This window comes from Micromonospora sp. MH33 (genome assembly GCF_003013775.1).
Lineage (GTDB): Bacteria > Actinomycetota > Actinomycetes > Mycobacteriales > Micromonosporaceae > Micromonospora > Micromonospora fulviviridis.
Genome location: NZ_MUYZ01000029.1, coordinates 15,516 through 40,903, shown reverse-complemented (window position 1 = coordinate 40,903; position 25,388 = coordinate 15,516). Strand labels below are relative to the sequence as shown.

At 72.5% G+C, this 25,388-nt stretch carries 27 protein-coding genes and 3 tRNA genes; 15 read left to right on the top strand and 15 right to left on the bottom strand.

Going from position 1 to position 25,388, the window contains the following annotated elements; translation table 11 throughout:
* The 7 genes from B0E53_RS07760 to B0E53_RS07735 all read left to right on the top strand — a co-directional run.
* A partial coding sequence (locus B0E53_RS07760) for a B12-binding domain-containing protein (RefSeq protein ID WP_107075380.1) occupies window positions 1–681 on the top strand: 681 nt, incomplete at its 5' end.
* 76 nt (window positions 682–757) lie between these two features.
* Entirely contained in the window at window positions 758–1,552 is a 795-nt protein-coding gene (locus B0E53_RS07755) for a polysaccharide deacetylase family protein (protein ID WP_107075379.1), read from the top strand.
* A 155-nt stretch (window positions 1,553–1,707) separates the two neighbouring features.
* Window positions 1,708–1,780, top strand: a tRNA-Glu gene (locus B0E53_RS07750).
* A 33-nt stretch (window positions 1,781–1,813) separates the two neighbouring features.
* A tRNA-Asp gene (locus B0E53_RS07745) sits at window positions 1,814–1,887 on the top strand.
* Window positions 1,888–1,962: 75 nt separating this feature from the next.
* Window positions 1,963–2,036: transfer RNA gene (locus B0E53_RS07740), tRNA-Phe, on the top strand.
* Window positions 2,037–2,279: 243 nt separating this feature from the next.
* On the top strand, window positions 2,280–2,696 hold the full coding sequence (locus tag B0E53_RS36945) for a hypothetical protein (RefSeq protein WP_146167614.1): 417 nt from the start codon (window positions 2,280–2,282) through the stop codon (window positions 2,694–2,696).
* A gap of 53 nt (window positions 2,697–2,749) precedes the next feature.
* Complete coding sequence (locus B0E53_RS07735; protein ID WP_348639651.1) at window positions 2,750–3,298, top strand: tyrosine-type recombinase/integrase; 549 nt, start codon at window positions 2,750–2,752, stop codon at window positions 3,296–3,298.
* A 979-nt stretch (window positions 3,299–4,277) separates the two neighbouring features.
* Here the strand turns inward: B0E53_RS07735 and B0E53_RS07730 are convergent.
* Window positions 4,278–4,691: a VOC family protein gene (locus tag B0E53_RS07730; protein WP_107075377.1), complete on the bottom strand. Its 414-nt coding sequence runs from the start codon at window positions 4,689–4,691 to the stop codon at window positions 4,278–4,280.
* Between the two features lie 191 nt (window positions 4,692–4,882).
* Here B0E53_RS07730 and B0E53_RS07725 point away from each other — a divergent pair, with 191 nt between their 5' ends.
* On the top strand, window positions 4,883–6,100 hold the full coding sequence (locus B0E53_RS07725) for a low temperature requirement protein A (protein ID WP_210405982.1): 1,218 nt from the start codon (window positions 4,883–4,885) through the stop codon (window positions 6,098–6,100).
* Window positions 6,101–6,224: 124 nt separating this feature from the next.
* On the opposite strand, the gene B0E53_RS40060 is transcribed toward B0E53_RS07725, so the two are convergent.
* Window positions 6,225–7,133: a hypothetical protein gene (locus B0E53_RS40060; RefSeq protein ID WP_107075375.1), complete on the bottom strand. Its 909-nt coding sequence runs from the start codon at window positions 7,131–7,133 to the stop codon at window positions 6,225–6,227.
* A gap of 217 nt (window positions 7,134–7,350) precedes the next feature.
* Here B0E53_RS40060 and B0E53_RS07715 point away from each other — a divergent pair, with 217 nt between their 5' ends.
* Window positions 7,351–7,866: an SRPBCC family protein gene (locus B0E53_RS07715; RefSeq protein WP_168215264.1), complete on the top strand. Its 516-nt coding sequence runs from the start codon at window positions 7,351–7,353 to the stop codon at window positions 7,864–7,866.
* A gap of 34 nt (window positions 7,867–7,900) precedes the next feature.
* Here B0E53_RS07715 and B0E53_RS07710 read toward each other — a convergent pair whose 3' ends face one another.
* Window positions 7,901–8,608 carry a DUF2786 domain-containing protein gene (locus B0E53_RS07710; protein WP_107075373.1) on the bottom strand — a complete coding sequence of 236 codons (708 nt, stop codon included), beginning with the start codon at window positions 8,606–8,608 and terminating at the stop codon, window positions 7,901–7,903.
* Between the two features lie 55 nt (window positions 8,609–8,663).
* Window positions 8,664–9,053 carry a hypothetical protein gene (locus tag B0E53_RS07705; RefSeq protein ID WP_107075372.1) on the bottom strand — a complete coding sequence of 130 codons (390 nt, stop codon included), beginning with the start codon at window positions 9,051–9,053 and terminating at the stop codon, window positions 8,664–8,666.
* A gap of 166 nt (window positions 9,054–9,219) precedes the next feature.
* On the opposite strand from B0E53_RS07705, the gene B0E53_RS07700 reads away from it, so the two are divergent.
* Window positions 9,220–10,569 carry an ABC transporter substrate-binding protein gene (locus B0E53_RS07700; protein WP_107075371.1) on the top strand — a complete coding sequence of 450 codons (1,350 nt, stop codon included), beginning with the start codon at window positions 9,220–9,222 and terminating at the stop codon, window positions 10,567–10,569.
* 56 nt (window positions 10,570–10,625) lie between these two features.
* Here the strand turns inward: B0E53_RS07700 and B0E53_RS07695 are convergent, their stop codons facing one another.
* Entirely contained in the window at window positions 10,626–11,369 is a 744-nt protein-coding gene (locus tag B0E53_RS07695; RefSeq protein WP_107075370.1) for an enoyl-CoA hydratase/isomerase family protein, read from the bottom strand.
* Between the two features lie 52 nt (window positions 11,370–11,421).
* Window positions 11,422–12,279: a 3-hydroxyacyl-CoA dehydrogenase family protein gene (locus tag B0E53_RS07690; RefSeq protein WP_107075369.1), complete on the bottom strand. Its 858-nt coding sequence runs from the start codon at window positions 12,277–12,279 to the stop codon at window positions 11,422–11,424.
* 166 nt (window positions 12,280–12,445) lie between these two features.
* Between B0E53_RS07690 and B0E53_RS07685 the strand changes: the two genes are divergently transcribed.
* Window positions 12,446–12,733 carry a hypothetical protein gene (locus B0E53_RS07685; protein ID WP_107075368.1) on the top strand — a complete coding sequence of 96 codons (288 nt, stop codon included), beginning with the start codon at window positions 12,446–12,448 and terminating at the stop codon, window positions 12,731–12,733.
* Window positions 12,734–12,778: 45 nt separating this feature from the next.
* Here the strand turns inward: B0E53_RS07685 and B0E53_RS07680 are convergent, their stop codons facing one another.
* Window positions 12,779–13,555 carry a class I SAM-dependent methyltransferase gene (locus tag B0E53_RS07680; protein WP_107075367.1) on the bottom strand — a complete coding sequence of 259 codons (777 nt, stop codon included), beginning with the start codon at window positions 13,553–13,555 and terminating at the stop codon, window positions 12,779–12,781.
* Between the two features lie 290 nt (window positions 13,556–13,845).
* Here B0E53_RS07680 and B0E53_RS07675 point away from each other — a divergent pair, with 290 nt between their 5' ends.
* Window positions 13,846–14,223 (top strand): PPOX class F420-dependent oxidoreductase, encoded by a 378-nt coding sequence (locus B0E53_RS07675; protein ID WP_107075366.1) that lies wholly within the window; start codon window positions 13,846–13,848, stop codon window positions 14,221–14,223.
* 93 nt (window positions 14,224–14,316) lie between these two features.
* On the opposite strand, the gene B0E53_RS07670 is transcribed toward B0E53_RS07675, so the two are convergent.
* Together B0E53_RS07670 and B0E53_RS07665 are read right to left on the bottom strand one after the other, a co-directional pair.
* On the bottom strand, window positions 14,317–14,526 hold the full coding sequence (locus B0E53_RS07670) for a BldC family transcriptional regulator (protein ID WP_007073996.1): 210 nt from the start codon (window positions 14,524–14,526) through the stop codon (window positions 14,317–14,319).
* A gap of 258 nt (window positions 14,527–14,784) precedes the next feature.
* Window positions 14,785–15,624 (bottom strand): hypothetical protein, encoded by an 840-nt coding sequence (locus B0E53_RS07665; RefSeq protein ID WP_107075365.1) that lies wholly within the window; start codon window positions 15,622–15,624, stop codon window positions 14,785–14,787.
* A 175-nt stretch (window positions 15,625–15,799) separates the two neighbouring features.
* Here B0E53_RS07665 and B0E53_RS07660 point away from each other — a divergent pair, with 175 nt between their 5' ends.
* Together B0E53_RS07660 and B0E53_RS07655 are read left to right on the top strand one after the other, a co-directional pair.
* Complete coding sequence (locus tag B0E53_RS07660; protein ID WP_107075364.1) at window positions 15,800–16,882, top strand: Glu/Leu/Phe/Val dehydrogenase; 1,083 nt, start codon at window positions 15,800–15,802, stop codon at window positions 16,880–16,882.
* 300 nt (window positions 16,883–17,182) lie between these two features.
* Complete coding sequence (locus tag B0E53_RS07655; protein WP_091668151.1) at window positions 17,183–17,401, top strand: DUF3073 domain-containing protein; 219 nt, start codon at window positions 17,183–17,185, stop codon at window positions 17,399–17,401.
* 144 nt (window positions 17,402–17,545) lie between these two features.
* Here B0E53_RS07655 and amcA read toward each other — a convergent pair whose 3' ends face one another.
* The 5 genes from amcA to B0E53_RS07635 form a co-directional block, all read right to left on the bottom strand.
* Complete coding sequence (gene amcA / locus B0E53_RS37420) at window positions 17,546–17,782, bottom strand: multiple cyclophane-containing RiPP AmcA (RefSeq protein ID WP_168215263.1); 237 nt, start codon at window positions 17,780–17,782, stop codon at window positions 17,546–17,548.
* Window positions 17,751–18,854: a cyclophane-forming radical SAM peptide maturase AmcB gene (amcB, locus tag B0E53_RS07650; protein ID WP_210405983.1), complete on the bottom strand. Its 1,104-nt coding sequence runs from the start codon at window positions 18,852–18,854 to the stop codon at window positions 17,751–17,753. The genes amcA and amcB overlap by 32 nt, the downstream gene beginning before the upstream one ends.
* Before the next feature lie 124 nt (window positions 18,855–18,978).
* Entirely contained in the window at window positions 18,979–20,133 is a 1,155-nt protein-coding gene (gene purM / locus B0E53_RS07645; RefSeq protein ID WP_107075362.1) for a phosphoribosylformylglycinamidine cyclo-ligase, read from the bottom strand.
* Between the two features lie 61 nt (window positions 20,134–20,194).
* Window positions 20,195–21,724, bottom strand: coding sequence for an amidophosphoribosyltransferase (gene purF, locus B0E53_RS07640; protein ID WP_107075361.1), 1,530 nt, complete (start codon window positions 21,722–21,724; stop codon window positions 20,195–20,197).
* A 171-nt stretch (window positions 21,725–21,895) separates the two neighbouring features.
* Complete coding sequence (locus B0E53_RS07635; RefSeq protein WP_107075360.1) at window positions 21,896–22,249, bottom strand: sterol carrier family protein; 354 nt, start codon at window positions 22,247–22,249, stop codon at window positions 21,896–21,898.
* Window positions 22,250–22,408: 159 nt separating this feature from the next.
* Between B0E53_RS07635 and B0E53_RS07630 the strand changes: the two genes are divergently transcribed.
* Complete coding sequence (locus tag B0E53_RS07630) at window positions 22,409–24,448, top strand: carboxypeptidase regulatory-like domain-containing protein (RefSeq protein ID WP_107075383.1); 2,040 nt, start codon at window positions 22,409–22,411, stop codon at window positions 24,446–24,448.
* A 190-nt stretch (window positions 24,449–24,638) separates the two neighbouring features.
* Here B0E53_RS07630 and B0E53_RS07625 read toward each other — a convergent pair whose 3' ends face one another.
* The gene (locus B0E53_RS07625) at window positions 24,639–25,388 is read right to left on the bottom strand and encodes a 2-phosphosulfolactate phosphatase (RefSeq protein ID WP_107075382.1); all 750 of its coding nucleotides are present in this window, start codon (window positions 25,386–25,388) and stop codon (window positions 24,639–24,641) included.

Sequence of the window (25,388 nt, the reverse complement as noted above, 5' to 3'; positions counted from 1 at the left end):
GCCACGGCGGTCCGGGACGGCGGCGGGACGACCATCCCGGTCGGCCGGGCCGGGCCGGTGGCCCGCGGCGTGGCCCGCGCCGCCATGCGGTTGGACCCGGTGGCGATCGGCGAGACCGTCGCGCACGCCCTCGCCACCCACGGCGTGGTGCGGACGTGGGACGGGCTGCTCCGGCCGGTGCTCGCCGGCATCGGCGAACGGCACGCCGCCACCGGCGGCCTGATCGAGGTGGAGCACCTGGTCTCCAGGTGCGTCTCCGAGGCGTTCGCCACCGTGGCTCGGGCACACCCCACCGCCGGGCCCGCCCGGATCCTGCTCTCCTGCGCCGACGAGGAGCAGCACACGCTGCCGCTGGAGGCGCTGGCCGCCGCCCTGGCCGAGGCCGGTGTGGGCTACCGGATGCTGGGCGCCCGGGTACCGGCGCCCGCCCTGCTCGAGGCCGTCAACCGGACCGGCCCGGCGGCCGTGGTGCTCTGGTCGCACACCCGGATCACAGCCGATCCGGACCAGCTCACCGCGGTGCTCGCCGCCCCGCGCCGCCCGCTGCTGGTGCTCGCCGCCGGGCCGGGCTGGCGGTCCGACACCCTCCCGGCCGGCGTGGTCCAGCCGGCGGACCTCGCCGAGGCGCTGACGCTGGCGGTGGCGGTACGGGACTCCCTGGGCCAGCCGACGACGGGGTGAGGGCCCCTCCCCATTCGGCGCGACGTCCACTACGGTCGGAAAGTCCGCCCGATCCGACCCCCTCTCGGGAGCGACGATGCGTCCACGCGCCGTGCTGGCGTTCGCCCTCGGCCTGGCGCTCCTCCTGGCCAGCTGCGGCGAGCCCGGCAAGACCCCGACCCAGGCCGGCGCCCCGCCGACCGCCTCGGCCGGCCCGACGCCGCCGAAGACGCCGGCCCCGCGGCCCAGCCCGAGCCGCACCACCCCGCCGAAGCCGAAGCTGCGCCCGCTGCCGAAGACCCTGCCCGCCGGGCTGCACCGCACCAGCGGCGACCAGGGCGTGGCGCTGACCTTCGACGACGGGCCGGACCCCCGGTTCACCCCGCAGATCCTCGACCAGCTCCGGGCGGCCCACGTCACGGCGACCTTCTGCCTGGTCGGGAAGCAGGCCCGGCGTTACCCGCAACTGGTGGCCCGGATCGTCCGCGAGGGTCACCAGCTCTGCAACCACAGCTGGCGGCACGACATCAACCTCGGCCGGCGGCCGGTCGCCGAGATCCGGGCCGACCTGGTCCGCACCAACCAGGCCATCCGGGCGGCCGCGCCGCGCGCGCCGATCACCTGGTTCCGCCAGCCCGGCGGCCGGTGGACGGCGGAGGAGCTGACCGTGGCCCGCCAGCTCGGCATGCGTCCCCTGCACTGGAGCGTCGACCCGCAGGACTGGAACCACCCGCCGGCCAAGACGATCATCAAGCGGGTGACGGCGGCGACCCACCACGGCTCGATCGTGCTGATGCACGACGCGGGCGGCGACCGGGCCCAGACGATCGCCGCCTGCCGGCTCCTGATTCCCGACCTCAAGCGGCGGTACGGGATCTCCCGACTCCGATGACACCGCCGCTGACCTGTGGTTTCGCGCGGCGGTGTGCGGGTGGCCATACCGGTTTGGCCGACCCCGGAGGCATGGCATATGCTTCTCATGCCTCCGGCGGGGCCGGATGGGAGCAAGTCCGCTTGAAGTTGCGAGTGTGCAATGATGGCGGGGCCGCCCTCATCGTCTAGCGGCCCAGGACGCCGCCCTTTCAAGGCGGTAGCACGGGTTCGAATCCCGTTGGGGGCACGGTCCGGCTCAGGCCGGATGCAACACCAGCCAGGTCCTGTGGAGCAGTTGGAGTGCTCGCCGCCCTGTCAAGGCGGAGGTCGCGGGTTCAAGTCCCGTCAGGACCGCAAGCGCTGACGCCGCGCCCTTCACGCGCGGCGTTCTGCGTATCGGCCCATGCGGTAGCATGAGCCGAGCGGCACGGCCAGGTAGCTCAGTTGGTACGAGCGTCCGACTGAAAATCGGAAGGTCGGCGGTTCGACCCCGCCCCTGGCCACATAGCCTTTCGCCGGGCTACAGGAGCGCCGACCAGCGGAGACGCCGGTCGGCGCTCTGCTTTTCGCCCCGGAGCCGTCTGTCCGGTCTGACCCTCGTTCACCCCGGAATCCCGCTGATGGCCGCCCCTTGTCGCACGGGGATCGCACGGACCGCGCGGGCACGGCCTGGCCGACGTTCAGGCGGTATAGATCGGTGACATCCCGCAGCATCGTGATTGCTACTGGCTCGTATCCTCCGCGTCATGGCCGTTGATCCACCCAGCTCCCGCTCGCCGCTGGGCCGCCTGCCGCGCATGTTGATCGCCGCGCTGCTTGTCCTCGGGGTGGCGGTGCCGGCTCTCATGATCCGCGAGCTGATCGAGGCCAGGCTGGGGGACGGTCCGCTGGCCGATCTCAGCTACATAGCAGTTCCGTTAGCGGCTACGGCTTGGCTTGCGCCACGTGCTTCCTACCGCCGGCGAGATGCACTTCTGTGGTTGGTTGGGCCGGGCCTCTACATCTTCGCGATCATCGCCTGGCGTCTGGCCTTCTTGCCCTACCGCGATTGGAAGCCTCGACCCGATGAGGCATCTCGCGTTCGGTGGCTTCGTGACCCACAGCACGCCGGGTTGTGGTACCTGCCCGCGAAGCAAAGTAGATGGAGTCGGCCCGCTGGTTGAACGCGGATCTCTGAGGAGGGCCGGGGTTCGGGGCGGAGCCCCGAGGTCTTCCGATCCTGTGCTCCGAAGCGTGGCCGGCCGGCCGGCCCGGCCGATGCCGGCCGGAGGTCGCCAGCGGGCCGGGGCCGGGCCGGCGCGGCCCGCTTGCGGGCCGCCTTGATGAGTACGCAGGCAAGGACCGGTTGTTCATCAGCCGCGACGGGTCCCCCCTGCGGGGGGACAGCTTGTATCAGGCGTTCGTACGCGCGCGGAAGAGGGTCGGTCTGGATGATCTGACCTTCCACGACCTGCGGCACACCGGCCAGACCCTCGCCGCGCAGACAGGCGCAACCCTGGCCGACCTCATGAAGCGACTCGGGCACTCGTCCATGGCGGCGGCTCGCCGGTACCTGCACGCCGTTGACGGGCGTGATCGTGAGATCGCGAGGGCCCTGTCGGAACTCGCCGCGCATGGTGATGTTGCACGCCTGCCCCGGCACATCACGATGCGCAGCTGGTGGATGACTAGTCCCGTCGCAGGATGCACCATCCCAGCGCAGTGGCGGCAAGGAGCAGTGCTACCGCGAACAGGGCGGTTCCGAGGCTGTGAGGCATTGGGATGAGAAACGGTGCTTGCTGGATCAGCAGACTCCCGCCACTCAACGCTTGTCCCCCACCGATGCGAACGGGTTGGGACCGCTGGCTCTTCGTCAGACGCGCGAAGCGAAGCCAGGCCCGGGGAAACCGTCGCGTCACGGCGACGCGGACGCCGAATACGAGCAAGGAGAGGCTGAGGACGACCATCACCAGGCGGCCGGCCACCAAGAGCGGGTCCGTGTCGGTCGGGCTCATGCGGCCATCGTCCAGGCGGTGTCAAGGTCGTAAGCCTGTCCGACCTCGCCGCGCACGGTGATGTCGCACGGCTGCCCGGACACATGACCATGCGGAGAGAATCGCATGACCGGTCGCACGGCGGCCTCTGGCGACTCTCTGAGCTGCGGAAATGCGGGTGCCTGAAAATCGGAAGGGTCGGCGGTTCGACCCCGCCCCTGGCCACATAGCCTTTCGCCGGGCTACAGAGATCCCACCTTCGACAGTGCCGCCTTCCGAATCTTGGAGACTTTCCGTTCGGAGCTGACGGAAAGTCTCCAAGATCCCGACGGGGCGAGGTTGGCCTTCTCGAAGCATCGACGGGGTATCGACCTTGAAGGTGACCACGTTGCGCTCCGCCCGGGTCACCTCGATCCGGTCCCGGGAACGCTGGTGAGGACCGTCCGGCGCCTCGGCTGTGGTCGTCGCGCCGGCTGTCCGTGCATGCCTGTCCTACCGTCGACGGCATGAGGGCGGCGGTGGCATCTCTCGCGGTGTTCGTGATGTTGCTGGTCACGGTGGTTGTCTTCGTGAGCTGGCGGGACCGGCACAGGTTCTCGTCACCTGAGGATCCGGCAGCGGCCCGCGACGCCAGCGCCGACCAGGCTCGGCACGAGGCAGAGCGTCACTTCGTGCAGGGCCAGGCAGCGGGCCATCACACGCCCAACAGCCGAACGAGCGTCACGCGCTCAACCTGCTCCCCGCCGACCCGCCGCCGCCCTTTCCCGGTGGCTACTCGGCGTAGGGCTGGTCCGTTCCCTGGTCGCTGTAGCCGAGGCTCCAGATGTAGCCGTCCGGGTCCGCAAAGGAGCCGCCGTACCCGCCCCACGGCAGGGCGCCGGCGGGCTTGAGGATCGTGGCGCCGGCCTTTTCGGCCTCCGCGAGGATCTCGTCGACCCGCACCTCACTACGGACGACGTAGGTGAGGACCAGCCCGCTGAAGCCGCTGCCTTCCGGGTTGGCGCCCACCTGACCGGCCAGGCCTTCGCGGCCGTAGAAGCCGACGAGCGAGCCTCCGTCGGATTCGAAGAACACCGAGACGCCGTAGTCGTCCTTGATCTTCCAGCCGAGCCCCTCCGTGTAGAACTGCTTGGACCGGGCCAGGTCCCGGACGCCTAGAAGGATCGAGCTGACGTTCGCTTTCATGCCTTGTCTCCCTAGTGCTTGCGGAATGACGAACACACGGATCACGCTACGAACGGCCCCATCCCCGACGCTTCTTGATTCCTGACCGGTTGGTCACCGGCCGCCGCCCAGGTGGCGTCCCTGCCGCCCCTCCGTGTGCACGACGCCCAACCCCGGGTCTGCCGCGGTCGGGGCGGACGAGTATGAGCGGTATGGGACGTCCGGAGGGCGGTGGACGGAGTCAGGACCTGTTGCAACGTCGCGAGGACGTGCGGCAGGCCAACTTCCTGGAACTGTTCGTGGACCTGGTGCTGGTGTTCGCCCTGGCCGGGGTGGTCAGCCGGGTCGCGCGGGACATCGTCAGCGAGGACGTGGTCGTCCGGTGGCGATCGATCGCCTTCCTCCCGGTGCTGTCACTGCCGCTGATCTGGCTGTGGATCACGACCGCGCACATCACCAGCTGGTTCGACCCCCGCCGTCGCAGGATCCAGTGGATCGTCCTGGCCAGCGCCTTCGGGCTGCTGGTCATGTCGACGTCGCTGCCGTACGCGTTCGTCGGCCGCGGCTGGGCGTTCGTACTGCCGTACGTGATCCTGCTGTGCGGCCGGCCGCTCGTCCTGATGCCCGCGTTGCGCGGACACCCCCTGCGGCAGCTCTACCTCCGGTCGCTGCTGTGGTGCGCGGCCTCGTCGGTGTTCTGGTTTGTCGGCGCGGCCGTCAACGGCAACGCCCGGGCCTCTCTCTGGGGGGCCGCCGTGATCGTTGACTTCGTCGGCGCGCAGCTGCGCTGGTCCGTACCGGGGATGGCCCGTTTGCCGGTGAGCGCGTGGGCCACGGACAGCCGACATCACCTGCCCGAGCGCTACCAGCAGTTCCTGATGATCGCCCTCGGGGAAACCGTGCTCGCCGTCGGCACCACGGTGACCAACCAGAAGGTCACCACGGCGACCGCCGCCGGGCTGGTGGTGGCGTTCCTGTCGACGGTGCTGATGTGGCGGATCTACTTCTACCGCTCCGGCCAGGTCCTCGCCGAAACCGTCGCGGCGGCGAGAGACCGGGACGCCGCTGGCCTCGCGATCGGCGCTGCCCACATCGTCATGGTGCTGGGCATCGTGGCCACCGCCGTCGGTTTCGAGATCGTGCTGAAACACCCGGACGGCGCACCGGAGCCGGCGTGGCTCGCCGCGATCCTCGGCGGTCCGGCGCTGTTCCTCTACGGGCGCATCCGTCTGGAACGCGTCGTGTTCGACCGGCTCTCCCTCCGCCGGGTCGTCGCCATCGCCGCCCTGGCGGTCGCCGCCGTCCCCCTGTACCTCGCCCCGCCGCTGGCCGCAGCCGTCGTGGCGGCGCTCATACTGCTCGCCGTCGCCCTCGCCGACGCCCACCACGCCGCCGGCCGTCCCCAGGAGCCTCCCTCCCCGGCGCACTAGCTCGCTCGCACGAGCGGCCGGGCCAGCAGCCGGTGCCGGTCCACGTCCCGGGCTTCGAGTCGGGCCGGGGTTGGCCGCGATGGCACGGGACCGAGCCCCACACCGGGTGAGCTGACCCCCGGGGCTACCGCTTCGGGCGGTGCTGGCCCATGCCGCTCTGGATCGCCTCCCAGACGCTCCGACCGGCCTGCAACAGCGTCTCCCCGGCCTGCCCGGCGAGCTGCGCCGGCCCGGGCTGGCCACCCGGCGCCTTCTCCGCTTCCTCCGGCTTCCCGGCGCCGGCCGGCTTGCCCGGCTCCGCGGTCTTCCCAGCGCCGGCCGGCTTCCCGGGCTCCGGCGTCTTTCCAGAGCCGGCCGGCGCCTCCGGCTCCGGGGGCTTACCGGAGCCGGGTGGCTTGCCCGGGCCGCTGGGCGCCTGGCCGGCACCCTTTCCGGTCGACGGCCGGTGCCCTTCGGGGCTCTTCGGCGGCCCCTGGGCGCCGGTCGGCGGCTCCGGAGAACGCGCGCCGGCCGGCGGCGCCGGGGAGGGCGGTGCGGGTCGGCCGACGCCCTCCCGCAGGGCCCGGTCGGCCACCGCGCCCACCGTCCCGATCCGCTGCCCGCTCCCGTCCACGACGGGCGCGCTGGCGAGCTGCTGCGTGGCCCGGTTCACGTCGTCGATGCTGCCGCCGACCGACCGGGCCAGCGCGTCGATGAGATGCGGGTTCCGGTCGATGGTGCTCAGGGCACGGTCCAGGATCTGCACCAGCTTTTCCAGGCGTACCTTGAGCAGCGCCTCGGCACTGACGCCGGTGACGTCCAGTTCCACGCCCTCCAGGTGCACCCGGACCCCGGCGTCGAGCTGAAGCAGGTTGGCCAGGCGGGCGCGCAGCGACAGGTCGGCGTCGAGCCCCTCGACGGACAGCCGGATCTGGTCGACCGTCACCTCCGGGATGTCGAGCAGGACGTCCGGCTCCGACTCGCCGCCGCCCCGGTGGACGAGCCGCCCGCTCGTCGGGTTCGGCTCCCGCTCGGTCGCTCCGCTCTCGCTCATACTCCCGCTCCCCGCTGGCCCCGTCGCCTGGGCCGGATCAGCCGCGGTTACCCGGTTTCCGGCCCGCCATCCCTGGTGGCCCCGGACGCCCGTCCGGCAAGCGGCCACGGCCGGCGACGCGCGGCCGGGCGCGGTCCGGAAACCGGTCTCCCGCTGTCCGGAAGCGGGCGAACACGAAAGCTGCACAGCGGGGCATGAGCCGGTATGGTCCGGGCCTATGGGACAGGGGATGGCCGATCCGGATGAGGTCCGCCAGGAATTCGACCGTTTCTCCCTCCGCAGCACCCTCTTCGCCCCCGCCTCCGCCGACCGGGCGTACGCCGTGTTCACCGGGTCGCTGGCCGACTGGTGGGTGCGCGAATACACCTGGTCCGGGCCGGAGGCGCTGGCCGAGCTGGGCATGGAACCCCGGGCCGGCGGCATGCTCTACGAGATCGGCCCGTACGGCTTCCGCGGTGACTGGGGCCGGGTGCTGACCTGGGATCCACCCCGGCGGCTCGTGTTCACCTGGCAGCTCGGGCCGGACCGGGTGCCGGTGCCGGACCCGGCGCGGGCCAGCGAGGTCGAGGTCCTCTTCCAGCCCGAGGGGCCGGAGCTGACCCGGGTCGACGTCGAGCACCGCTACTTCGACCGGCACGGCGAGGCCGCCGAGGGCTACCGCAAGGCGCTCACCGCCGGTTGGCACGAACTGCTCTGCCGCTACCTGGCGACCGTCGCCCGCGGCACCGACTGACCGCGCGCCCCCGCCACCGACTGACCGCGGCGGGTCAGCCGCCGATGCCTCTCACCGGGGTCCCGGCGCCGGTCACCCCGGTGCCGCCGAGGTCGGCCCGGCGACCCGCGGCCGCGCCCGGACCGAAGCCGCTGCCCGCGAGCCGGCGGCGCGGGGCGGTACGCAGCCGCGGGTACACCTCGGCGAGCCGGCGCTGGACCCGGTCGGAGCGGTCGGCGAGCACCAGCGCCACCGAGGGCGCCGCCGATTCGGCCACCGCGCCGGCCTCGGCCGTACGCAGCCGCTCGGCGACCACCTGCGCGAAACCGGCCAGCCAGGTACGCCGGAACGCGGCCGGATGCTCCCCGGCGGGTACGGCGGCGCCGGCCAGCCCGTGCGCGGCCTGCACCAGCAGCGAGGTGAAGAGCAGCTCGACCCGTTCCAGGTCGCTGGCGAAGCCGAACAGGTGCAGGTCGAAGCCGCTGCCCTGCCGGCGGCGTACGCAGCGGCAGCGCAGCGGTTCGGCGACCGCCGCGAGCAGGCCGGACTTGTCCCGGGCGTACGGGGCGACCACCTCGACCACCCGGTCACCGACCGGATCGGTGGCCGGCTCCCGCGCGGCGAGCAGCGCCCGGTCGACGCCGTAGCGGGCGATCAACTCGGTGGCCTTGGCCATGAAGGCGGCCGACTCGGCGGGCGTGCAGGCCGGGTCCTCGGCCTGGGCGAGCAGCTTGCGGACCTTGCTCAGCATGGCCTCGGACATGCACCAGAGCTACCACAGCGGCGGGACCCGGACGGGACGAGGCGGCGCCGGACGGTCAGCCCGCCCGGCTGCGCAGCGTGGCGACCGTCGAGCCGGCGAGGGTGAGCAGGCAGTCGGGCAGCAGCCCGTCGGCCGCCGCGGCCCCGAACAGCGCCTCGCCGGTGTCGGCGTCGTCGTTGGCGTACGCGCTGACGAAGCGGGCCACCCAGCGGGTGTCGTAGTCGGCCTGGTCGATGCCGGGAAAGTCGAGCACGGCGCCGCCCCCGGGGGCGTCTTCGCCGACCATCGTGGCGGCCAGGCACCAGGCCACCCCGTACGCCCCGGCGAGCCCGGCGCGGTCCACCACGGCGTCGAAGGTGTCCACCACGCCGGCACCGTCACCGGCCAGCGCCGAGCGGAGCACGGCGGTCGCATCGTCCAGCGTCTGCTGTGCCTCGTCGCTCACCTGCCGAACAGTAGTTCCGGGGGTCAAGCGGTGACCCCGGAACAGCCCCGCCGTCACGCGGAGTGATAACAGCAGTCGGGGTGCCGACGGACGGACCTCCACGGTCCCGCGCGCCGCGCCGGCACGCTAGTGTGCGCAGCGGACCCTCGCCGGAGGAAGGACGACAATGCTCAGATCTCGCGCGTCGCGTGCGGCCCTGTCCACGGCCTGCGCGACGCTCCTGCTCGCCACCAGCGCCTGCGGGAGCGACAAGCCCGAAGAGACGGCCAACACCCAGGTACGCCTCTACGGCACCGACGGCAACATGCAGAACTCGTACGTCGATGCGCTGAAGGACCGCGCGGACCTTCTCAACGGCATGAAGGGCACCACCCCGCTCACGCCGCTGACGGAGAGCTTCAAGGATCGGCTACGCACCGTAGACCCGAAGCTCAAGGATTACCTCTACTCGGCGGAGACCTACGACGCGGTCGTGATAAGCGCGCTGGCCGCCCAGCTCGCCGGCACCACCCAGCCGACCGAGATCGCCAAGCAGATCGTCGGGGTGACCACCACCGGCCAGCGCTGCGAGGAGGTGGCCACCTGCGTCCAGCTGGCCCGCGCCGGCCAGGACATCGAGTACCGCGGCGTCTCGCTGAACCGGGCCGGGTTCACCGACGTCGGCGAGCCGGCCACCGCCAGCTACGCCACCCTGCACTTCGACGACCGCCAGCTCGACGACGGCAAGACCGAGTTCGTCGGCGCCGGGGACGAGTCGGCGGCGAGCACCAAGACGCCGCCACGGGGCAGGAAGTCGCGTCCGGCCAAGTCCTACAAGGAGGACGGCTCCCCGCTGGTGCTCGGCGGCCTGCTGCCGAAGACCGGCGACCTGGCTTTGGCGTACCCGCCGATGGCGGCCGGCGCGGCGCTGGCGATCCGCGAGATCAACGCGGCGGGCGGCGTGCTCGGCGATCCGGTGGTCTGGGTCGACGGCGACGACGGCACCGACCCGAAGGTGGCGAAGACGACGGTGGCCTCGCACGTCCAGCGGGGCGTGCACGTCATCATCGGTGCCGGGGCCTCGGGCATCTCCCGGGCCGTGCTGCCCGACGTGGTGGCCGCCGGCCGGGTCCTCTTCTCCCCGTCGAACACCGACGCCGGGCTGAGCACCTTGGACGACAAGGGCCTCTACTTCCGCACGGCGCCGTCGGACATCCTCCAGGGCCGGGCGCTGGCCGACGTGATAATGCGCGACGGACCGCACAAGATCGCGATCGTCGCCCGTAAGGACTCCTACGGCGAGGGCCTCCAGGAGAACGTCCGCGCCGAGCTGGAGCGGGCCGGCATGGGCGCCGACAAGGTCAAGCTGCTCTCGTACGTGCCCCCGGAGGGCGCGTCGGCGCCGCCGGTGGACTTCTCCGCCGGGGCCAGGGAGATCAAGGGCTACGGGGCGGACGCCGTGCTGGTGATCGGCTTCGGTGAGTCGGCGAAGGTGATCACCGACCTGGCCGACGCCGGGGTGCAGATCCGGAACTGAGACGACGACGAGGGCCGCACCGGGCGAACCGGTGCGGCCCTCGTCGTGTCCGCCGGTCAGCGGGAGCGGCGCCGCTCCAGGAACTCGGTCATCCGCCGGTGCTTCTCCTCGTCCTCGAAGAGCACCGCCTGGCTGAGCAGGTCGAGCTGCGGGTGAGCGGCCTCCGGGGCGTCCACGGCGAGCTTGGTGAGCCGCAGCGCCAGCGCGGAGCCCTTGGCCATCTCGTCGAGCAGTCCGTGCGCGGTGGGCAGCAGCTCCGCCGGCTCGGCCACGACCCGGTTGACCAGCCCGATCCGCAGCGCCTCGTCGGCGTCCACCCGCCGGCCCGTGAAGAGCAGCTCCTTGGCCCGGGCCTCCCCGATCAGCGCGGGCAGCCGGTAGGTCGCGCCGGCGCCGGCCAGGATGCCCAGCCGCACCTCGGGCTGGCCGAACACCGCCCGCGCCGTGCACACCCGCAGATCGCAGGCGTACGCCAGCTCGGCGCCGCCGCCCAGCGCCGGGCCGTCCACGGCCGCCACGGTGGGCATCGGCAGCGCCCGGATCCGGGCGAAGGCGGCCTGGTTGATGGCGGCCAGCGCGTCCAGCCGGCCGCGTTCGCGGAGCTGGGCGATGTCCGCGCCACCGGCGAAGATGCCCTCCGTCCCGCCGGTGAGCAGCAGCAGTCGGGGCCGCGCCTCCAGCTCGGCGCAGACGGCGTGCAGCTCGGCGATCAGGTCCGCGTCGATCGCGTTGCGCTTCTCCGGCCGGTCCAGGGTGACCACCAGCCGGTCCGGCAGCTCCTCGATCCGCAGCCCGCTCATCGTGCCCGCCTTTCGTTCGCGACTGCGGGGCTCACAAGCTCACTCCTCGCGCTCACTGCTTCACCCCGCCTTCCCAGATGTAGAAGCCCTGGCCCGACTTCTTGCCCAGCCGGCCGGCGGCCACCATCTCCACCAGCAGCGGCGGCGGCGCGAAGCGGTCCCCGTACGCGGCCTGGAGGGTGCGGGCGATGTCGAGCCGGACGTCCAGCCCGACCAGGTCGGTCAGCTCCAGCGGGCCCACCGGGTGCCGGTAGCCGAGCACCATCGCCTTGTCGATGTCGGCGGGGCTGGCCACCCCGTCGGCCACCATCCGGATCGCCTCCAGGCCGAGGGTCACGCCGAGCCGCGAGGTGGCGAAGCCGGGCATGTCGCGTACCACGACGGGGTCCTTGCCCAGCCGGCCGGCGAGCGCGACGGCCGCCTCGGTGGTCTCCGGCGCGGTGCCCGGGCCGACCACGACCTCGAGCAGGGCCATGACCCAGACCGGGTTGAAGAAGTGCAGCCCAAGGAAGCCGGCCGGCCGCTCCAGCCCCTCGGCCAGGTCGGCGATGGGAATGCTGGACGTGTTGCTGCCGAGCAGGGCGGGCCGGCGACCCTCGGCGTCCCGGAGCACGGCGCGCTTGAGGTCGAGCCGCTCGGGGACGGCCTCCACGATCACGTCCGGGCCCTCGGCCACCTCGGCGAGCCCGGCCCGCAGGGTGACCCGCTCGCGCTTCGCCGTCGCCGCCTCGGCGGTCAGCTTGCCGCGCTGCACGCCGCGCTCCCACAGCTCGCCGAGCCGCCGCAGGGCGTCGGCGCCGCGCGCCGGGTCCACCTCGACCAGCTCGACCGCGTACCCGGCGCCGGCCGCCACGTACGCGATGCCGAGGCCCATGGTGCCGGCCCCGACGACCACAAAACGACCACTCATCGATGTCCCTTCGGCGCGGACCGGTGACGGGCGGGGTCTCCGCCGCGCCGGACGAGTCCGCTCGCTCGCTCCTGGGTGCGACCCTATGCAGGGCCGGCCCGCGGGCATGCGTGGGGGCGCGCCGGATCGGGTACAGACGGCCGTCAACGCCGACGGAAGGATCGAGATGAGCCAGGCACCGGAGAGCGCGGAGGGCACCGAGACCGTGGAGACCCGCGGCGACGAGCGGGTGGACCTGCTCCGCGCGGACACCAACAACGACGGGAAGACCGACGTCTGGGTGGTGGACACCGACGGCGACGGGAAGGCCGACCTGTTCCAGTTCGACACCGACGGCGACGGCAAGGTGGACATCACCATGGTCGACATCGACGAGGACGGCACCCCGGACGAGGTGGTCGACGGCGACGGCGGCCTCCCGCCCGAGCAGACCACCCCCACCGTGCGGGTCTGACGCGTACGTGGGCGGGCGCTCGGACGTGTCCGGGCGCCCGCCGGCTCAGGCCAGCCTCAGCGTGGCCAGGTAGTACGGATGGTCCACGTCGTCCACGTCGACCAGTCGCCACGGCGAGCCGTGTACCAGTTCGGCGAACTCCTCGACCGAGCACACCAGATAGTCGAACCACTCGGTGCCGAGCAGCCGGTAGCGCAGCCGCAGCCGCAGCTGCCCGCCCAGCCGTCCCCGCCGCCGGTTCAGCTCGTGGTAGCCGGTGTGCACCGGATCGGTGGTCCCGTACGGGTCGGTGCCGTGCGCGATGACCTGCGCGCCGGGGCGGGCCAGCGCGGCGAGCGCGGCCAGCAGGGCGGGGGCCCGCTCCCGGCCCTCGAACAGCCCCAGGTTGTTGCCGAGCAGCAGGAAGGTGTCGTAGCGCCGGCCGTCGGCGACGTGCTCGTCGACGGTGCCGAGCACCAGGTCGCGTACGCCGCGGTGCCGGCTGACCCGCAGCGCACCGACCGAGGTGTCGAGGCCGGTGACCGGCACGCCGCGCGCCTGGAGGTGCAGCGCGATCCGGCCGGCCCCGACGCCGATGTCCAGCACCTGCCCGTGCACCCGGTCCACGGCCCGGTGGTCGTACGGCTGCCACCGCTGCGGCGGGTCCAGGTAGTGCTCGGCGGGGGCGCCGTTGACCAGCCCGTCGTCGCGCTCGATGATCTCGATGACCGGCCGGGGCAGCCGCCCACCGACCAGCGGCCGGGGCCCGATCCCGGTGGTGACCGCGTACGCGTCGCGGATCATCTCGCCGAACACGTCGCCGATCGTGGGTTCCCCGGTCACGGGCGTGTCTCTGTTCGCGACTGCGGGGCTCGCAGACCCGGCTCACTCCTCGCGCTCACGGCGCTGTCTCTGTTCGCGACTGCGGGGCTCGCAGACCCGGCTCACTCCTCGCGCTCACGGCGCTGTCCCTGTTCGCGACTGCGGGGCTCGCAGACCCGGCTCACTCCTCGCGCTCACGGCGCTGTCCCTGTTCGCGACTGCGGGGCTCGCAGACCCGGCTCACTCCTCGCGCTCACGGCGATCACGCTATCCGGGCTCGGCCCGCCTGTCGCGGCCGTATCCTGAGCGGCGTGACAGACCTGGACCGCCTGGCGGCGGAGAAGTACGTACTGCTCACCACGTTCCGCAAGGACGGCCGGGCGGTGCCGACTCCGGTCTGGGCGGTGCGCGACGGCGAGACGCTGGCGGTGTGGACGGTGTCGGACTCCGGCAAGGTGAAGCGGATCCGGCGCGACGGCCGGGTCACGGTGGCCCCGTGCGACGTGCGCGGCCGGCCGCACGGCGAGGCGGTGCCGGGGCACGCGACGGTCAGCGACCCGGCGGGAACCCGGCGGATCCGGGGCCTGCTCAAGCAGAAGTACCGGCTGATCGGCCGGCTGAGCCTGCTGGGCAGCCGGCTGCGCCGGGGCGAGGGCGGCACGGTGGGCCTGCGCATCGTGCTCGACTGAGCGAACCGGCCCCGGACACGATTAGGGGCGGCGGATCGTCGCTGTCGCGACGTCCCACCGCCCCTAATCGAACGCCTGAGAAACGTCCGGCCGTCAGTCCCCCTGACGCTGCTGGGGAATCTGCCCCTGCAGCAGGGCGCGAACCTCCGACTCGCGGTAACGGCGGTGGCCGCCCAAGGTCCGGATGGCGCTGAGCTTGCCAGCTTTGGCCCACCGGGTCACCGTCTTCGGGTCGACTCGGAACATCGACGCGACCTCGGCCGGTGTGAGTAGCGGCTCTGGTTCGTGCGTTCGCGATGCCATCGGGGTCACTCCTCCACATGTATAGACATCGGCCGGGGTCCCGCCGGCCGACGCGTCTCCCATGGTCCGGCTAGTCCCCGATGTCCGACATGGGCCGAACGGCTGAAGGTCCCTAGACGGACGGATGAACCATGCCCGATTTTTACGACTTTTATGCCGCAGAAACTACCTTATTCGGACTCATGATCACGGTTCGTGATGCGTCAACTACGAGACAGTCTCGCATCGGGGGCGCCAACCCGGGCAAACCCGGCGACCCTAGTTGCAGCGCTCCAGCAGCTGCACGGCACGCCACCGGGCGACCAGCTTGTCGTACGCCGCCGAAGCCTCCTCGGCCTCGCCCCGGGAGAGCCCCGCCAGCCCGGCCGCGACCAGCTCGGTCGAGTCGTCGGCGGCGAGCGTCTCGTCGGGCAGTAGCTGCACCAGGCCGCCGTAGTCGAGCTCCACCATCGAGCGGGGGTGGAACTCCTCCAGCCAGCGGGCGGCCTCCTCGACCGCCTCGGTGATCGGCGCCTCGCCGACCGACTTGCGCAGCACGGACAGCGCCCGGGACGACCGGCGGCGTGCCTTGGAGATCTCCGTCCGGTAGCGCAGCGCCCGCCGCTCCGGCTCGGTGACCAGGTGCCGCTCCTGCGGGTCGAAGAGCACGAACCAGCGCAGCGGCACGCCCCAGGTGGCGATCTGCTCGTGCACCCGGGGCACCCCGTGCTCCAGCACCCGCGCCCCGCTGCGCCAGTCCTCCACCACCGCCTTGGCCTGACCGGCCAGGACCGGCGGGACGAACGCGTCGGCCAGCACCGGGGGCACCCCGTCGCGGGCGCTCAGCGCCGCCTCGGCGACCCGGATCCGCAGGTTCCACGGGCAGACCAGCAGGGCGTCGTCGGCCTCCAGGACGTACGCCTCCTCAGGCAGGTCCGGCAACCGGGTCCAGCCCGCGCCCAGCGCCTCGATCACCGCCGTCCGCTGCCGGACCGGCCCCTCCAGCGGGGCGACCGCCCGGCCCTCGTTCACGTAGCGGCGCCAGTACGACTGGCGGTCGCGATCGAAGGCGGTCAGCGGCTCGTACACACGCAGGTATGAGGCGAAGAGCGACGGCACGGCGACGATCCTCCCACGAGACGGGACTTGTCCGCCGCCGCCGTCACGAGGCGTCGTGACGTGCGCGACAGTACGGCTGCGGCCGATATTAGGCTCAACAGCACCGGCATCATCCCGCCGGCGTGCCGACAGGTTCCGCGCCCCACAAGGGCGCACACCGACACAGGAGTCAGCCATGGGCGTATTCGCCAGCACCGACGACCCGGGATCCACCGGTCACGAACAGGTCGTCTTCTGCCAGGACAAGCAGTCCGGCCTGAAGGCGATCATCGGGATCTACTCCACCGCGCTGGGCCCCGCCCTCGGCGGCACCCGGTTCTACCCGTACGCCAGTGAGGAAGAGGCCCTCGCCGACGTGCTCGACCTCTCCCGGGGCATGGCGTACAAGAACGCCCTGGCCGGCCTCGACCTCGGCGGCGGCAAGGCGGTCATCTGGGGTGACCCGGAGCAGATCAAGAGCGAGGCCCTGCTGCGCGCCTACGGCCGCTTCGTGGAGTCCCTGGCCGGGCGCTACTACACCGCCTGCGACGTCGGCACCTACGTCGCCGACATGGACGTGATCGCCCGGGAGACGAGCTACGTCACCGGCCGCAGCGTGGAGCACGGCGGCGCCGGCGACTCCTCGGTCCTCACCGCCTGGGGCGTCTTCCAGGGCATGCGGGCCGCCGCCGAGCACCTCTGGGGCACCCCGACGCTGGCCGGCAGGCGGGTCGGCGTGGCCGGTCTGGGCAAGGTCGGCAAGTACCTCACCGGCCACCTGCTGGAGGACGGGGCGGAGGTGGTGGCGACCGACGTCAACCCGAAGGCCCTGGAGTGGGTGCGCGCCGCCCACCCGCAGGTCACGCTGGTCGACGACACCGCGGCGCTGGTCGCCTCCGACATCGACGTGTACGCCCCGTGCGCGCTGGGCGGCGCCCTGAACGACGACACGGTGCCGGTGCTGCGCGCGAAGGTGGTCGCCGGGGCGGCCAACAACCAGCTCGCCCACGCGGGCATCGAGAAGATCCTCGCCGACCGGGGCATCCTCTACGCCCCCGACTACGTGGTGAACGCCGGCGGCGTGATCCAGGTCGCCGACGAGATCGAGGGCTTCAACTTCGAGCGCGCCAAGCTGCGGGCCACCCGGATCTTCGACACCACCCGGGAGATCCTGCGGCTCGCCGACGACGAGGGCGTCCCGCCGGCGGTGGCCGCGGACCGGCTCGCCGAGCGGCGGATGGCCGAGGTCGGCCGGCTGCGCACCATCCACCTGCGCTGAACGGCATCCGGGGGCGGGCACTCGCTCCGCCCCCGGGCCGCACCGACTCGGGCACCGGCGTTAAGCTGGATATTCGGGTGTTTCGTGCCGGTTTGACCGCTGTCATGGCAGCCGCGGTGTCCGCTCCTTACCGGGTACACTTTGTGACGGCCGGATCACTGCGACGCGCAGGGCCGGTTGACGGTAACCCGAGGTGCCGAACGGTGGCATCCCCATGTACCGTAAGAGCCACGAGAGATGCCTGACGTCATCGGGGCCCGCCTTCGGGCTGCCCCGCATTCTGTGCGAGGGGGTCGAGCCATGGGGCGCGGCCGTGCTAAGGCCAAGCAGACGAAGGTGGCGCGGGAGTTGAAGTACCACTCCCCGAACACCGACCTCACCGCCTTGCAGCGCGAGTTGGCGGGTGCTGGTGGGAAGTCTGAGCAGCACTTCGACGACGACTACAAAGAGTATGTCGACGACGATGATGAGGATCACGCGGACGACGACCCGGACACCTGGGCCCGCCCGACCCGCTGACCTCCGGTCGCATCTGAGCACGCGGTGACTCCCCGCGTGCTCACGCATGTGCCATCCAACGCGGCGCACCGACGATCAGGGACCTTGCCGTCCCCCGGAGCCACTCCGGCCGACCGGCAGGTCCCTGATCGTGGATGCGCACCCTCAGCGGGGCCGGTTGTTCCAGTTGTAGAACGTCGGGATGTTCTCGAAGTGGTTCCAGGCGCACACCGCGCTCGCCCCGTCGCCGCCCGACACCTCCGCCCGCAGCAGGCGCGCGGCCTCGGCCTCCTGGAGAAGTGCGGTCAATCCGACGGCGGCCTCGCGCACCCGGTCCACGACGGGATCAGGGGCGGCTCCCCCGACGCGCTCAGGCTGCCGGTGACTCGTGGTCTCGGGCATGCTCCAACACTCCCTCCAGTAAGCGGATCTTGCTGTTGCGGCAGTGCTCGGTCTCCGTACCGTCAAAACGCCCCAGCTCGAAGTAGCGGTTGGCCGCGTGGCCGCCGCCGCAGAAGCCGAAGTAGGGGCAGGAGGACCGGCAAGCCTCCACGCCGGTGAGGAACTCGCCCACCCAGGGCGTCCGCCCGGCGCCGGACAGGATCTCGGCCAGCGGGGTGGTCAGCACGTTACCGCTGCTGAAGTCGCCGTAGCGCGGGTCGGAGAAGCCGGCCAGCTCCGGGGAGAGCACCACCACCGAACCGTCGTGGCCGACCGTGGGGATCGGGTCGAGCCGGCGGGGCAGCAGGTCGTCCGCCGTGCCGGCCAGGACGGCTCCGGCGTACCGCAGCGACCACTCGACCTCGCGCAGGTGGATCCGGGGATCCCGGCGCCAGGCGCCCACCAGTTCGGCCCAGAACCCGGTCACCGAGGCCGCGTCCCGGGCGTTCGTGCGGATGTTCACGCCCTCGGTCTCCTCGATGTTGATCCCCAGCACGTCGCAGCCGAGGTCGAGGAAGTAGTCGTAGAGCTCGGTGGCCAGCCCCGGCTCCGGCCGGGAGACCACAGCAAGCGCCGAGAAGGGCAGCCCGTGCCGGCGCAGCGCCGCCACCCCGGTCAGGATCCGGTCGTACGCCGGCCGGCCGCCCCGGGTGACCCGCTCGCCGTTGCGGGCCCGGGGGCCGTCCACGCTCACGCTGACCCGGATCCCGTGCTCGACGAAGAACGCGCACCAGGCGTCGTCGATCAGCGTGGCGTTGGTCTGGACGTGGTGCTCCACCGCCGGACCGAACGGGGCCAGCAGGGCCGCCAGGTGCTCCCGGCCGGCCGCGAGCGGCTCCCCGCCGTGCCAGACCACCGAGAAGCGCCCGGAGGCCGCCCAGGGCCGCACCGCGGTCGCCACCGCCTCGGCGACCGCCACCGGCATCCGCTGGTCCACCGCCCGCAGCGGCAGGTAGCAGTAGACGCAGTCGAGGTTGCAGAGCGTGGTCGGCTGCATCACCACGTAGGAGGGGACGGCGGCGATGCCCCGCATTCCGGTGTGCGTACGCGCAGCCATCAACCCTCCCCCGCTTAGCCTGAACCGCCCTTTAGGCTAAGCGGCGGTGGCCACTCGGGTGAACCCCCGATCAGGTGCCCGGATGATCACCGGAGAGTCATCACCCGCGGGTGTGCTGACCGATCATCTGCACGTTGCCGGTGCCCTCGATGATCTCGCCGGCCTGCCAGGCGTCGACGCCGCGGCCGGTCAGGGTGGCCAGCGCGCGGTCCGCGTCCTCGGCGGAGACGATGGCGAACATGCCGACGCCCATGTTGAACGTCGCCTCCATCTCCGGGTCCTCGATCCGGCCCTTGGACTGGATCAGGTCGAAGATCGGCTGCGGCTTCCAGGTGGAACGGTTGACCACCGCGTCGACGTGCTCGGGCAGGACCCGGACCAGGTTGCCCGGGATGCCGCCGCCGGTGACGTGGGCCAGCGTCCGCACCTCGGCCTCGGCGATCAGCTTGAGGCAGTCCTGGGCGTAGATCTTGGTGGGGGTCAGCAGCTCCTCGCCGAGGGTGCGCTGCCGGCCGAAGTCCTCGATCACCACGTCCAGCCGCATCCGGCCGGCGCCCAGCAGGACGTGCCGGACCAGCGAGTAGCCGTTGGAGTGCAGGCCGGAGGAGCGCATGGCGATCACCACGTCGCCCACCTCGACCCGCTCCGGGCTGAGGATGTCGCTCTCCTCCACCACGCCCACACCGGTCGCGGAGATGTCGTACTCGTCGGGGCGCAGCACGCCCGGGTGCTCGGCGGTCTCGCCGCCGAGCAGGGCGCAGCCGGCGTAGCGGCAGCCGTCGGCGATGCCGGCGCCGATCTCGGCGACCTTGTCCGGGACGACCTCGCCGGTGGCGATGTAGTCGAGCAGGAAGAGCGGCTCGGCGCCGCACGCCACCAGGTCGTCGACCACCATGGCGACCAGGTCGATGCCGACCGTGTCGTGGATGTCGAGCTGCTGGGCGATCACCAGCTTGGTGCCCACGCCGTCGGTGGAGGAGGCCAGGATCGGGTTCTTGTACTTCTTGGTGTCCAGCCGGAACAGCCCGGCGAAGCCGCCCAGGTCACCCATGACCTCCGGGCGCCGGGTCTGCCGGACCTTGGACTTCAGCAGCTCGACCGCGCGGTCGCCCGCCTCGATCGACACCCCGGCGTCGGCGTACGAGACCGAGCGTTTGCGCTGCGTACGGCCGGTACCCGCCGACCAGGGCTGGCGGTCGCCGCCGGCGCCCGTCGGGCTGGATCCTGCGCCGCTGCGCTCGGACACGTGCGTCACGGTTCTCCCCTTTGTGGTTCCCGCGGGCCGGTCGGTGCGGCCGGACCCCGCGTCGGTGGTGCTACGGGCGGTTGCTCGGCGTGGCGACGAGCGCGGCGGTGGTTGCGGCGGTGGGCTCGGACGCCTCGGCGGCGACCCGGCGGCCCACTCCTTCGAGGACGTGCTTGCCGATCAGGTTCCCGGCCGGCAGCTCGATCGGGTATTCCCCGTCGAAGCACGCCCGGCAGAGCCGGGTCTTCGGCTGCTCCGTCGCGGCGATCAGGCCGGGGAGCGATACGTAGCCCAGCGTGTCGGCCCCGATCGACCGGCGGATGCCCTCGTTGTCCAGCCCGTTGGCCAGCAGCTCGGCACGGGTGGCGAAGTCGATCCCGTAGAAGCAGGGCCAGTTGACCGGCGGCGAGGAGATCCGGACGTGGACCTCCAGCGCCCCCGCCTCGCGCAGCATCCGCACGATGGCCCGCTGGGTGTTGCCGCGGACGATCGAGTCGTCCACCACCACCAGGCGCTTGCCGCGGACGTTCTCCCGCAGCGGGTTGAGCTTGAGCCGGATGCCGAGCTGGCGCAGGGTCTGCGAGGGCTGGATGAAGGTGCGCCCGACGTACGGGTTCTTCATCAGGCCCTGGCCGTAGGTGATGCCGGACTCCTCGGCGTAGCCGATCGCTGCCGGGGTGCCGGACTCCGGCACCGGGATGACCAGGTCGGCCTCGACCGGGTGCTCCTTGGCGAGCTGGCGGCCGATCTGCACCCTTGCGGAGTGCACGTTCCGGCCGGCGATGGTGGCGTCCGGGCGGGCGATGTACACGTACTCGAAAAGGCAGCCCTTGGGCTCCGGGGCGGCGAACCGGCTGGACCGCAGCCCATCCTCGTCGATGGCGATCAGCTCGCCCGGCTCCACCTCGCGGACCACGCTCGCGCCGACGATGTCCAGCGCGGCGGTCTCGCTCGCCACCACCCAGCCGCGCTCCAGCCGGCCGAGCACCAACGGGCGGACGCCGTGCGGGTCGCGGGCCGCGTAGAGGGTCGACTCGTCCATGAAGACGAAGCTGAACGCGCCGCGCAGCTGGGGCAGCACCTCCAGGGCGGCCGCCTCGACGGAGAGATCGGGGCGGCCGGCCAGCAGCATGGTGACCAGCGACGTGTCGTTGGTCGAGCCGTCGGAGTCCAGGCCCCGCTCGGCCACCTCGCGCTGAAGCTCGGCGGTGTTGACCAGGTTGCCGTTGTGGGCCAGCGCGATCGTGGTGCCGGCGCTCGTGGCCCGGATGGTCGGCTGGGCGTTCTCCCAGGTCGAACCGCCCGTGGTCGAGTAACGCGCGTGCCCGATCGCGACGTGCCCGCGCAGGCTGGCCAGGGTCGGCTCGTCGAAGACCTGGGCGACCAGGCCGAGGTCCTTGTAGACCACCACGCCGGAACCGTCGCTCACCGCGATGCCCGCGGCCTCCTGGCCGCGGTGCTGCAGGGCGTAGAGCCCGAAGTAGGTCAGGTTGGCGACCTCCTCCCCGGGCGCCCAGACGCCGAAGACGCCGCACGCGTCCTGGGGGCCGGGTCGCTGGGGGTCAAGGTCGTGGCTCAGCCGGCCATCGCCTCGGGGCACCTGCCGCTCCCTCATGCTGGGGTCTGGACTGGCCTGGCGGAGGTCGGGGGGCAAGCTCCGCACGGTGGGCCGGGGACCGTCGTCGCCTCACAGTGTACGCGAACAGCTGACGATACCGACAGTCACGATCCGCCCGCAGAGCGTGATCGCCCTCCGCCGCTCTCGCCGCAGCTAGAGCGGAAGGTACTCGGACAGGTCCGCCCGGATGCCGGACACCCGTACGCGACCCTCGGTGACGGCCTCCGCCCAGCCGAGGCGGCCGGTGGCCAGCGCCAGCCAGGTCGCCGGGTCCATTTCCACCACGTTCGGGGGCGTTCCGCGGGTGTGTCGCGGCCCCGCCACGCACTGCACGGCACCGTATGGTGGAACCCGCACCTCCACCGATCGGCCGGGGGCGCGCTCCGCCAGGACGGCCAAGAGGGTACGGACCGCCTCCCGGAACACCGGCCGATCGGGCGTACGCCCCTCATCCAGCGCCGTCAACGTTGCCGCGACCGCGGCCGAATAAGTGTGCGGAGAGGACACGACGGGACGATACGACCCGGCAGCATCCCGTTCGACGCTGGCCCTGGGTAGAGATGATCCGGTCAGACAAGGCATAGTTGCCGACGGCGTATTCGTACCGTGAGTGATCACCCCGGCCGGACCGGCTGGCGGGGAGATCAGACCCGGAAGGCGGTGGACGTGTCAACACACCGACGTGCCTGGAAGCAGCGGGCCGGTGTGGTCGTAGCGCTGGTCTTCGGCGCGCTGCTCGCCGTCCCCGCCACACCCGCCCTGGCTGCCAACCCGGACGTTCAGATCACCAACCTGCCGACCGGCACGTTGCAGAGCGGCCAGCAGACCAGGATGACCTTCAGCGTCAAGAACAACAACGACGTTCCGACGGTTTTCAGCGTCAACGTCGGCACCTTCAACGGCCTCAGCTGCCAGGGCGAATGCAGCGTGCCCGCTCGACCGATCCAGCCCGGCCAGACGGAGTCGATCACCGTCACGCTCGTGGCGGACAACATCGCCCAGGGCGACACCAAGTCCGGGCAGGTTCGGGTCAGCGCCAAGGCTGGCGGCGACCAGGCCAGCGATGCTCGCGACATGACCGTTCAAGGTCAGGCCGCGCCGCCCACTCAGCAGCAGACGCAGACTGTGAAGTCGATCTCCGGCAAGGTGGTCGCCGAGGCCAACGGCGACCCGGTGGCGGGTGCCGTGGTCATGCTTCGCGACAGCCAGGGCAAGCAGCGCCAGACCAGCACGGACAGTAGCGGCAACTTCCGGTTCAGCGGCTCGACCTCCGACCCGATCGCACCGGGCCGGATCGACCTGGGCGCCAACAAGGACGGCAAGATCGGCACCAAGTCGTTCAACGCCGCGGCCGGCCAGTCGGTGACCGGGCAGCGGATCAGCGTGCCGGTCAAGGTCGAGGCCAGCCCGAGCGCCACCCCGTCCGCCAGCGAGGAAGCCCTGCCGAGCGAGGAGGCGACCGACGAGGCGACCGACGAGCCGGCCACCGAGGCACCGGCCGCCCAACAGCCGGCCGCCAACGAGGACTCCGGCGGCTTCGGCTCCTGGCTGCTCATCCTGCTCGGCGGCCTCTTCGTCGCCGTCGGGGTTGGCACCATCGTGCTGCTCTACATTCGGCGCAAGAACGAGGACGGCGACGGCGACGGGGACGGCCCGCACGGGCCGACCGGCCCCGGTGGCCCGGCCGGAGCGGCCGGAGCGGCCGGCGCGGTGCCGGGTGCCCGGGGCGCCTACCGTGGCGCGGACGACCAGACCCGGGTTGTCAACGGCATGGGCGCCGGGGCGGCACCGACCATGGTCGGTGGCACCTCGCTGAGCGACGCGCCGACCATGATGCACCGCCCGGTCGTCGACGACGTGCCGCCGGACCCGTACGGTGCGCCGCCCGGCCCGGCCTACGGCACCGGTGCCGGTCAGGCCGGCTGGGCCGGCAACGGCTACGGCGACGAGGCTCCCGGCCAGGGCGGATACGGCGGCGACAACGGCTACGGCGCCGCCCCGTCCTCGGGCGGCGGTTACGGCACCGCCCCGTCCTCCGGCGGCGGCTACGGCAGCCGGGACTACGGCGCCGGCGCCGCCGGCTACCCGCCCGCCCAGGGCGGCGGCTACGGCAGCGAGCGCTACGACGAGCCCACCGGCCGCTACACCGGCGACAGCACCCAGTACGCCCCGCCGGCCGATCCGTACCCGACCAGCACCTACCAGCCGGAGCAGGGCCGGGGCTACGACCAGCCCGGCCAGGGCCAGTACGGCCGCGGCCCGGAGCAGGCCGGCAACGGCTACGCCTCCGGTGCCGGCTACGGCGCCCCGGCCGGCGGCTACGACAACGGTCCCGCGGGCGGCTACGGCGGCGGCCCGGGCGGTGGCTACGACAGCGCACCGGCCGGTGGCTACGACAGCGGCCAGACCGGCGGCTACGACAGTCGCCAGGCCGGCTACGACGGCGGCCAGCAGGGCGGCTACGACGGTTACGACCAGCGCGGCGGCTACGGTGGCGGCGAGGGTTACGGCCAGCCCCAGCAGGGTGGCTACGGCCAGCCGGGCGGCTACGGCCAGGAGCCGCCGCCGCAGCAGCGCGGCGGTGGCTACGACAACCCGGGCTACGACCAGGGTGGCCGCTACGCCGACCCGGCCGAGGCCGGCCGGGGCCGACCGGACGCCCCGCAGGACCGCGGCGGCCGCCGCCTGGACTGGCTGGACGACTGACCGCCGGGGCACGAGCGCCCCGACACAGCACGACGACAGTGGCCGCCCGGCTGAGCCGGGCGGCCACTTCGCGCAGAGCGGGGCTCGCGAGGTGCTGGCTTTCCCCCGGGTGCCCCGGCTCGCTCAGGTCATCAGGTTCGCAGCCGGCGCGGAACGGCACCGCCGCAGGTGTCGACCAGGAGAGCCGGCCTCAGGCGGGGGCGAAGTAGCCCTGGCGCAGCACCGGCACCACGTCGGAGACGCCGACCTCGACGGCGACGGCCACGTCCTGGGCGAAGCCACCCTCGATGAGTTCCCGGCCGGAGACACAGCCCCGGACCGCCGCCGCCACGTCCGGCGTACTGGCCAGGGCGGCCAGGGCCATGGCCGCCTCCACCGAGAGCCCGCCGGGAACCCCGGACAGGGCGTCCAGCACGCTGGCCGCCCCGAGCTGGTCCTCCACGCCGGGGCGCAGCGAGCCGTCCGGCCAGCGCTCACCGGCGGCCACCACACCGACCGGGGCGTCCGTCGAGCCGTACCCCTCAGCGCGGAGCCAGCGCCCGACGGCGGGCGCGTTGCGCAGGCACGCCGCCACCACCGGCACGCCGGTGGCGCTCGCGGCGGCGCTGATCGCCGAACCGTTCGGCGACGGCAGCACCAGGTCGGCGACGACCGGCGCGGTCCGCAGCGCCGCCGGGGAGAGCGACCACGGGTGTTCCGGGGTCGTCTGCCGGCGGCCGACCGCGGCGACGGCGCCGACCCGGCGGGCGTAGTCGGCGGCCTGCTCGCCCCACGGGAACGGGTGCACCCGCATGCCGCGGCTGACCGCCACCTCCACGGCGGTGGTGAACGAGAGCACGTCCACCACCACCAGGGCGGCGCAGACCCGACCGAGCTCCGCCGCCCCGCTCAGCCCCCAGTCGAACCGGGCGCCGGCGCCAGGTTGGGCGAAGACGGCCAA

What these genes read in the sequence shown, in the direction of transcription:
- B0E53_RS07755 (WP_107075379.1), top strand. Translation starts at nt 758, where the DNA reads ATGCGTCCACGCGCCGTGCTGGCGTTCGCCCTCGGCCTGGCGCTCCTC.
- B0E53_RS36945 (WP_146167614.1), top strand. Translation starts at nt 2,280, where the DNA reads ATGGCCGTTGATCCACCCAGCTCCCGCTCGCCGCTGGGCCGCCTGCCG.
- B0E53_RS07730 (WP_107075377.1), bottom strand. Translation starts at nt 4,691, where the DNA reads ATGAAAGCGAACGTCAGCTCGATCCTTCTAGGCGTCCGGGACCTGGCC.
- B0E53_RS07725 (WP_210405982.1), top strand. Translation starts at nt 4,883, where the DNA reads ATGGGACGTCCGGAGGGCGGTGGACGGAGTCAGGACCTGTTGCAACGT.
- B0E53_RS40060 (WP_107075375.1), bottom strand. Translation starts at nt 7,133, where the DNA reads ATGAGCGAGAGCGGAGCGACCGAGCGGGAGCCGAACCCGACGAGCGGG.
- B0E53_RS07715 (WP_168215264.1), top strand. Translation starts at nt 7,351, where the DNA reads ATGGGACAGGGGATGGCCGATCCGGATGAGGTCCGCCAGGAATTCGAC.
- B0E53_RS07710 (WP_107075373.1), bottom strand. Translation starts at nt 8,608, where the DNA reads ATGTCCGAGGCCATGCTGAGCAAGGTCCGCAAGCTGCTCGCCCAGGCC.
- B0E53_RS07700 (WP_107075371.1), top strand. Translation starts at nt 9,220, where the DNA reads ATGCTCAGATCTCGCGCGTCGCGTGCGGCCCTGTCCACGGCCTGCGCG.
- B0E53_RS07695 (WP_107075370.1), bottom strand. Translation starts at nt 11,369, where the DNA reads ATGAGCGGGCTGCGGATCGAGGAGCTGCCGGACCGGCTGGTGGTCACC.
- B0E53_RS07690 (WP_107075369.1), bottom strand. Translation starts at nt 12,279, where the DNA reads ATGAGTGGTCGTTTTGTGGTCGTCGGGGCCGGCACCATGGGCCTCGGC.
- B0E53_RS07685 (WP_107075368.1), top strand. Translation starts at nt 12,446, where the DNA reads ATGAGCCAGGCACCGGAGAGCGCGGAGGGCACCGAGACCGTGGAGACC.
- B0E53_RS07670 (WP_007073996.1), bottom strand. Translation starts at nt 14,526, where the DNA reads ATGGCATCGCGAACGCACGAACCAGAGCCGCTACTCACACCGGCCGAG.
- B0E53_RS07660 (WP_107075364.1), top strand. Translation starts at nt 15,800, where the DNA reads ATGGGCGTATTCGCCAGCACCGACGACCCGGGATCCACCGGTCACGAA.
- B0E53_RS07655 (WP_091668151.1), top strand. Translation starts at nt 17,183, where the DNA reads ATGGGGCGCGGCCGTGCTAAGGCCAAGCAGACGAAGGTGGCGCGGGAG.
- amcA (WP_168215263.1), bottom strand. Translation starts at nt 17,782, where the DNA reads ATGCCCGAGACCACGAGTCACCGGCAGCCTGAGCGCGTCGGGGGAGCC.
- amcB (WP_210405983.1), bottom strand. Translation starts at nt 18,854, where the DNA reads ATGCGGGGCATCGCCGCCGTCCCCTCCTACGTGGTGATGCAGCCGACC.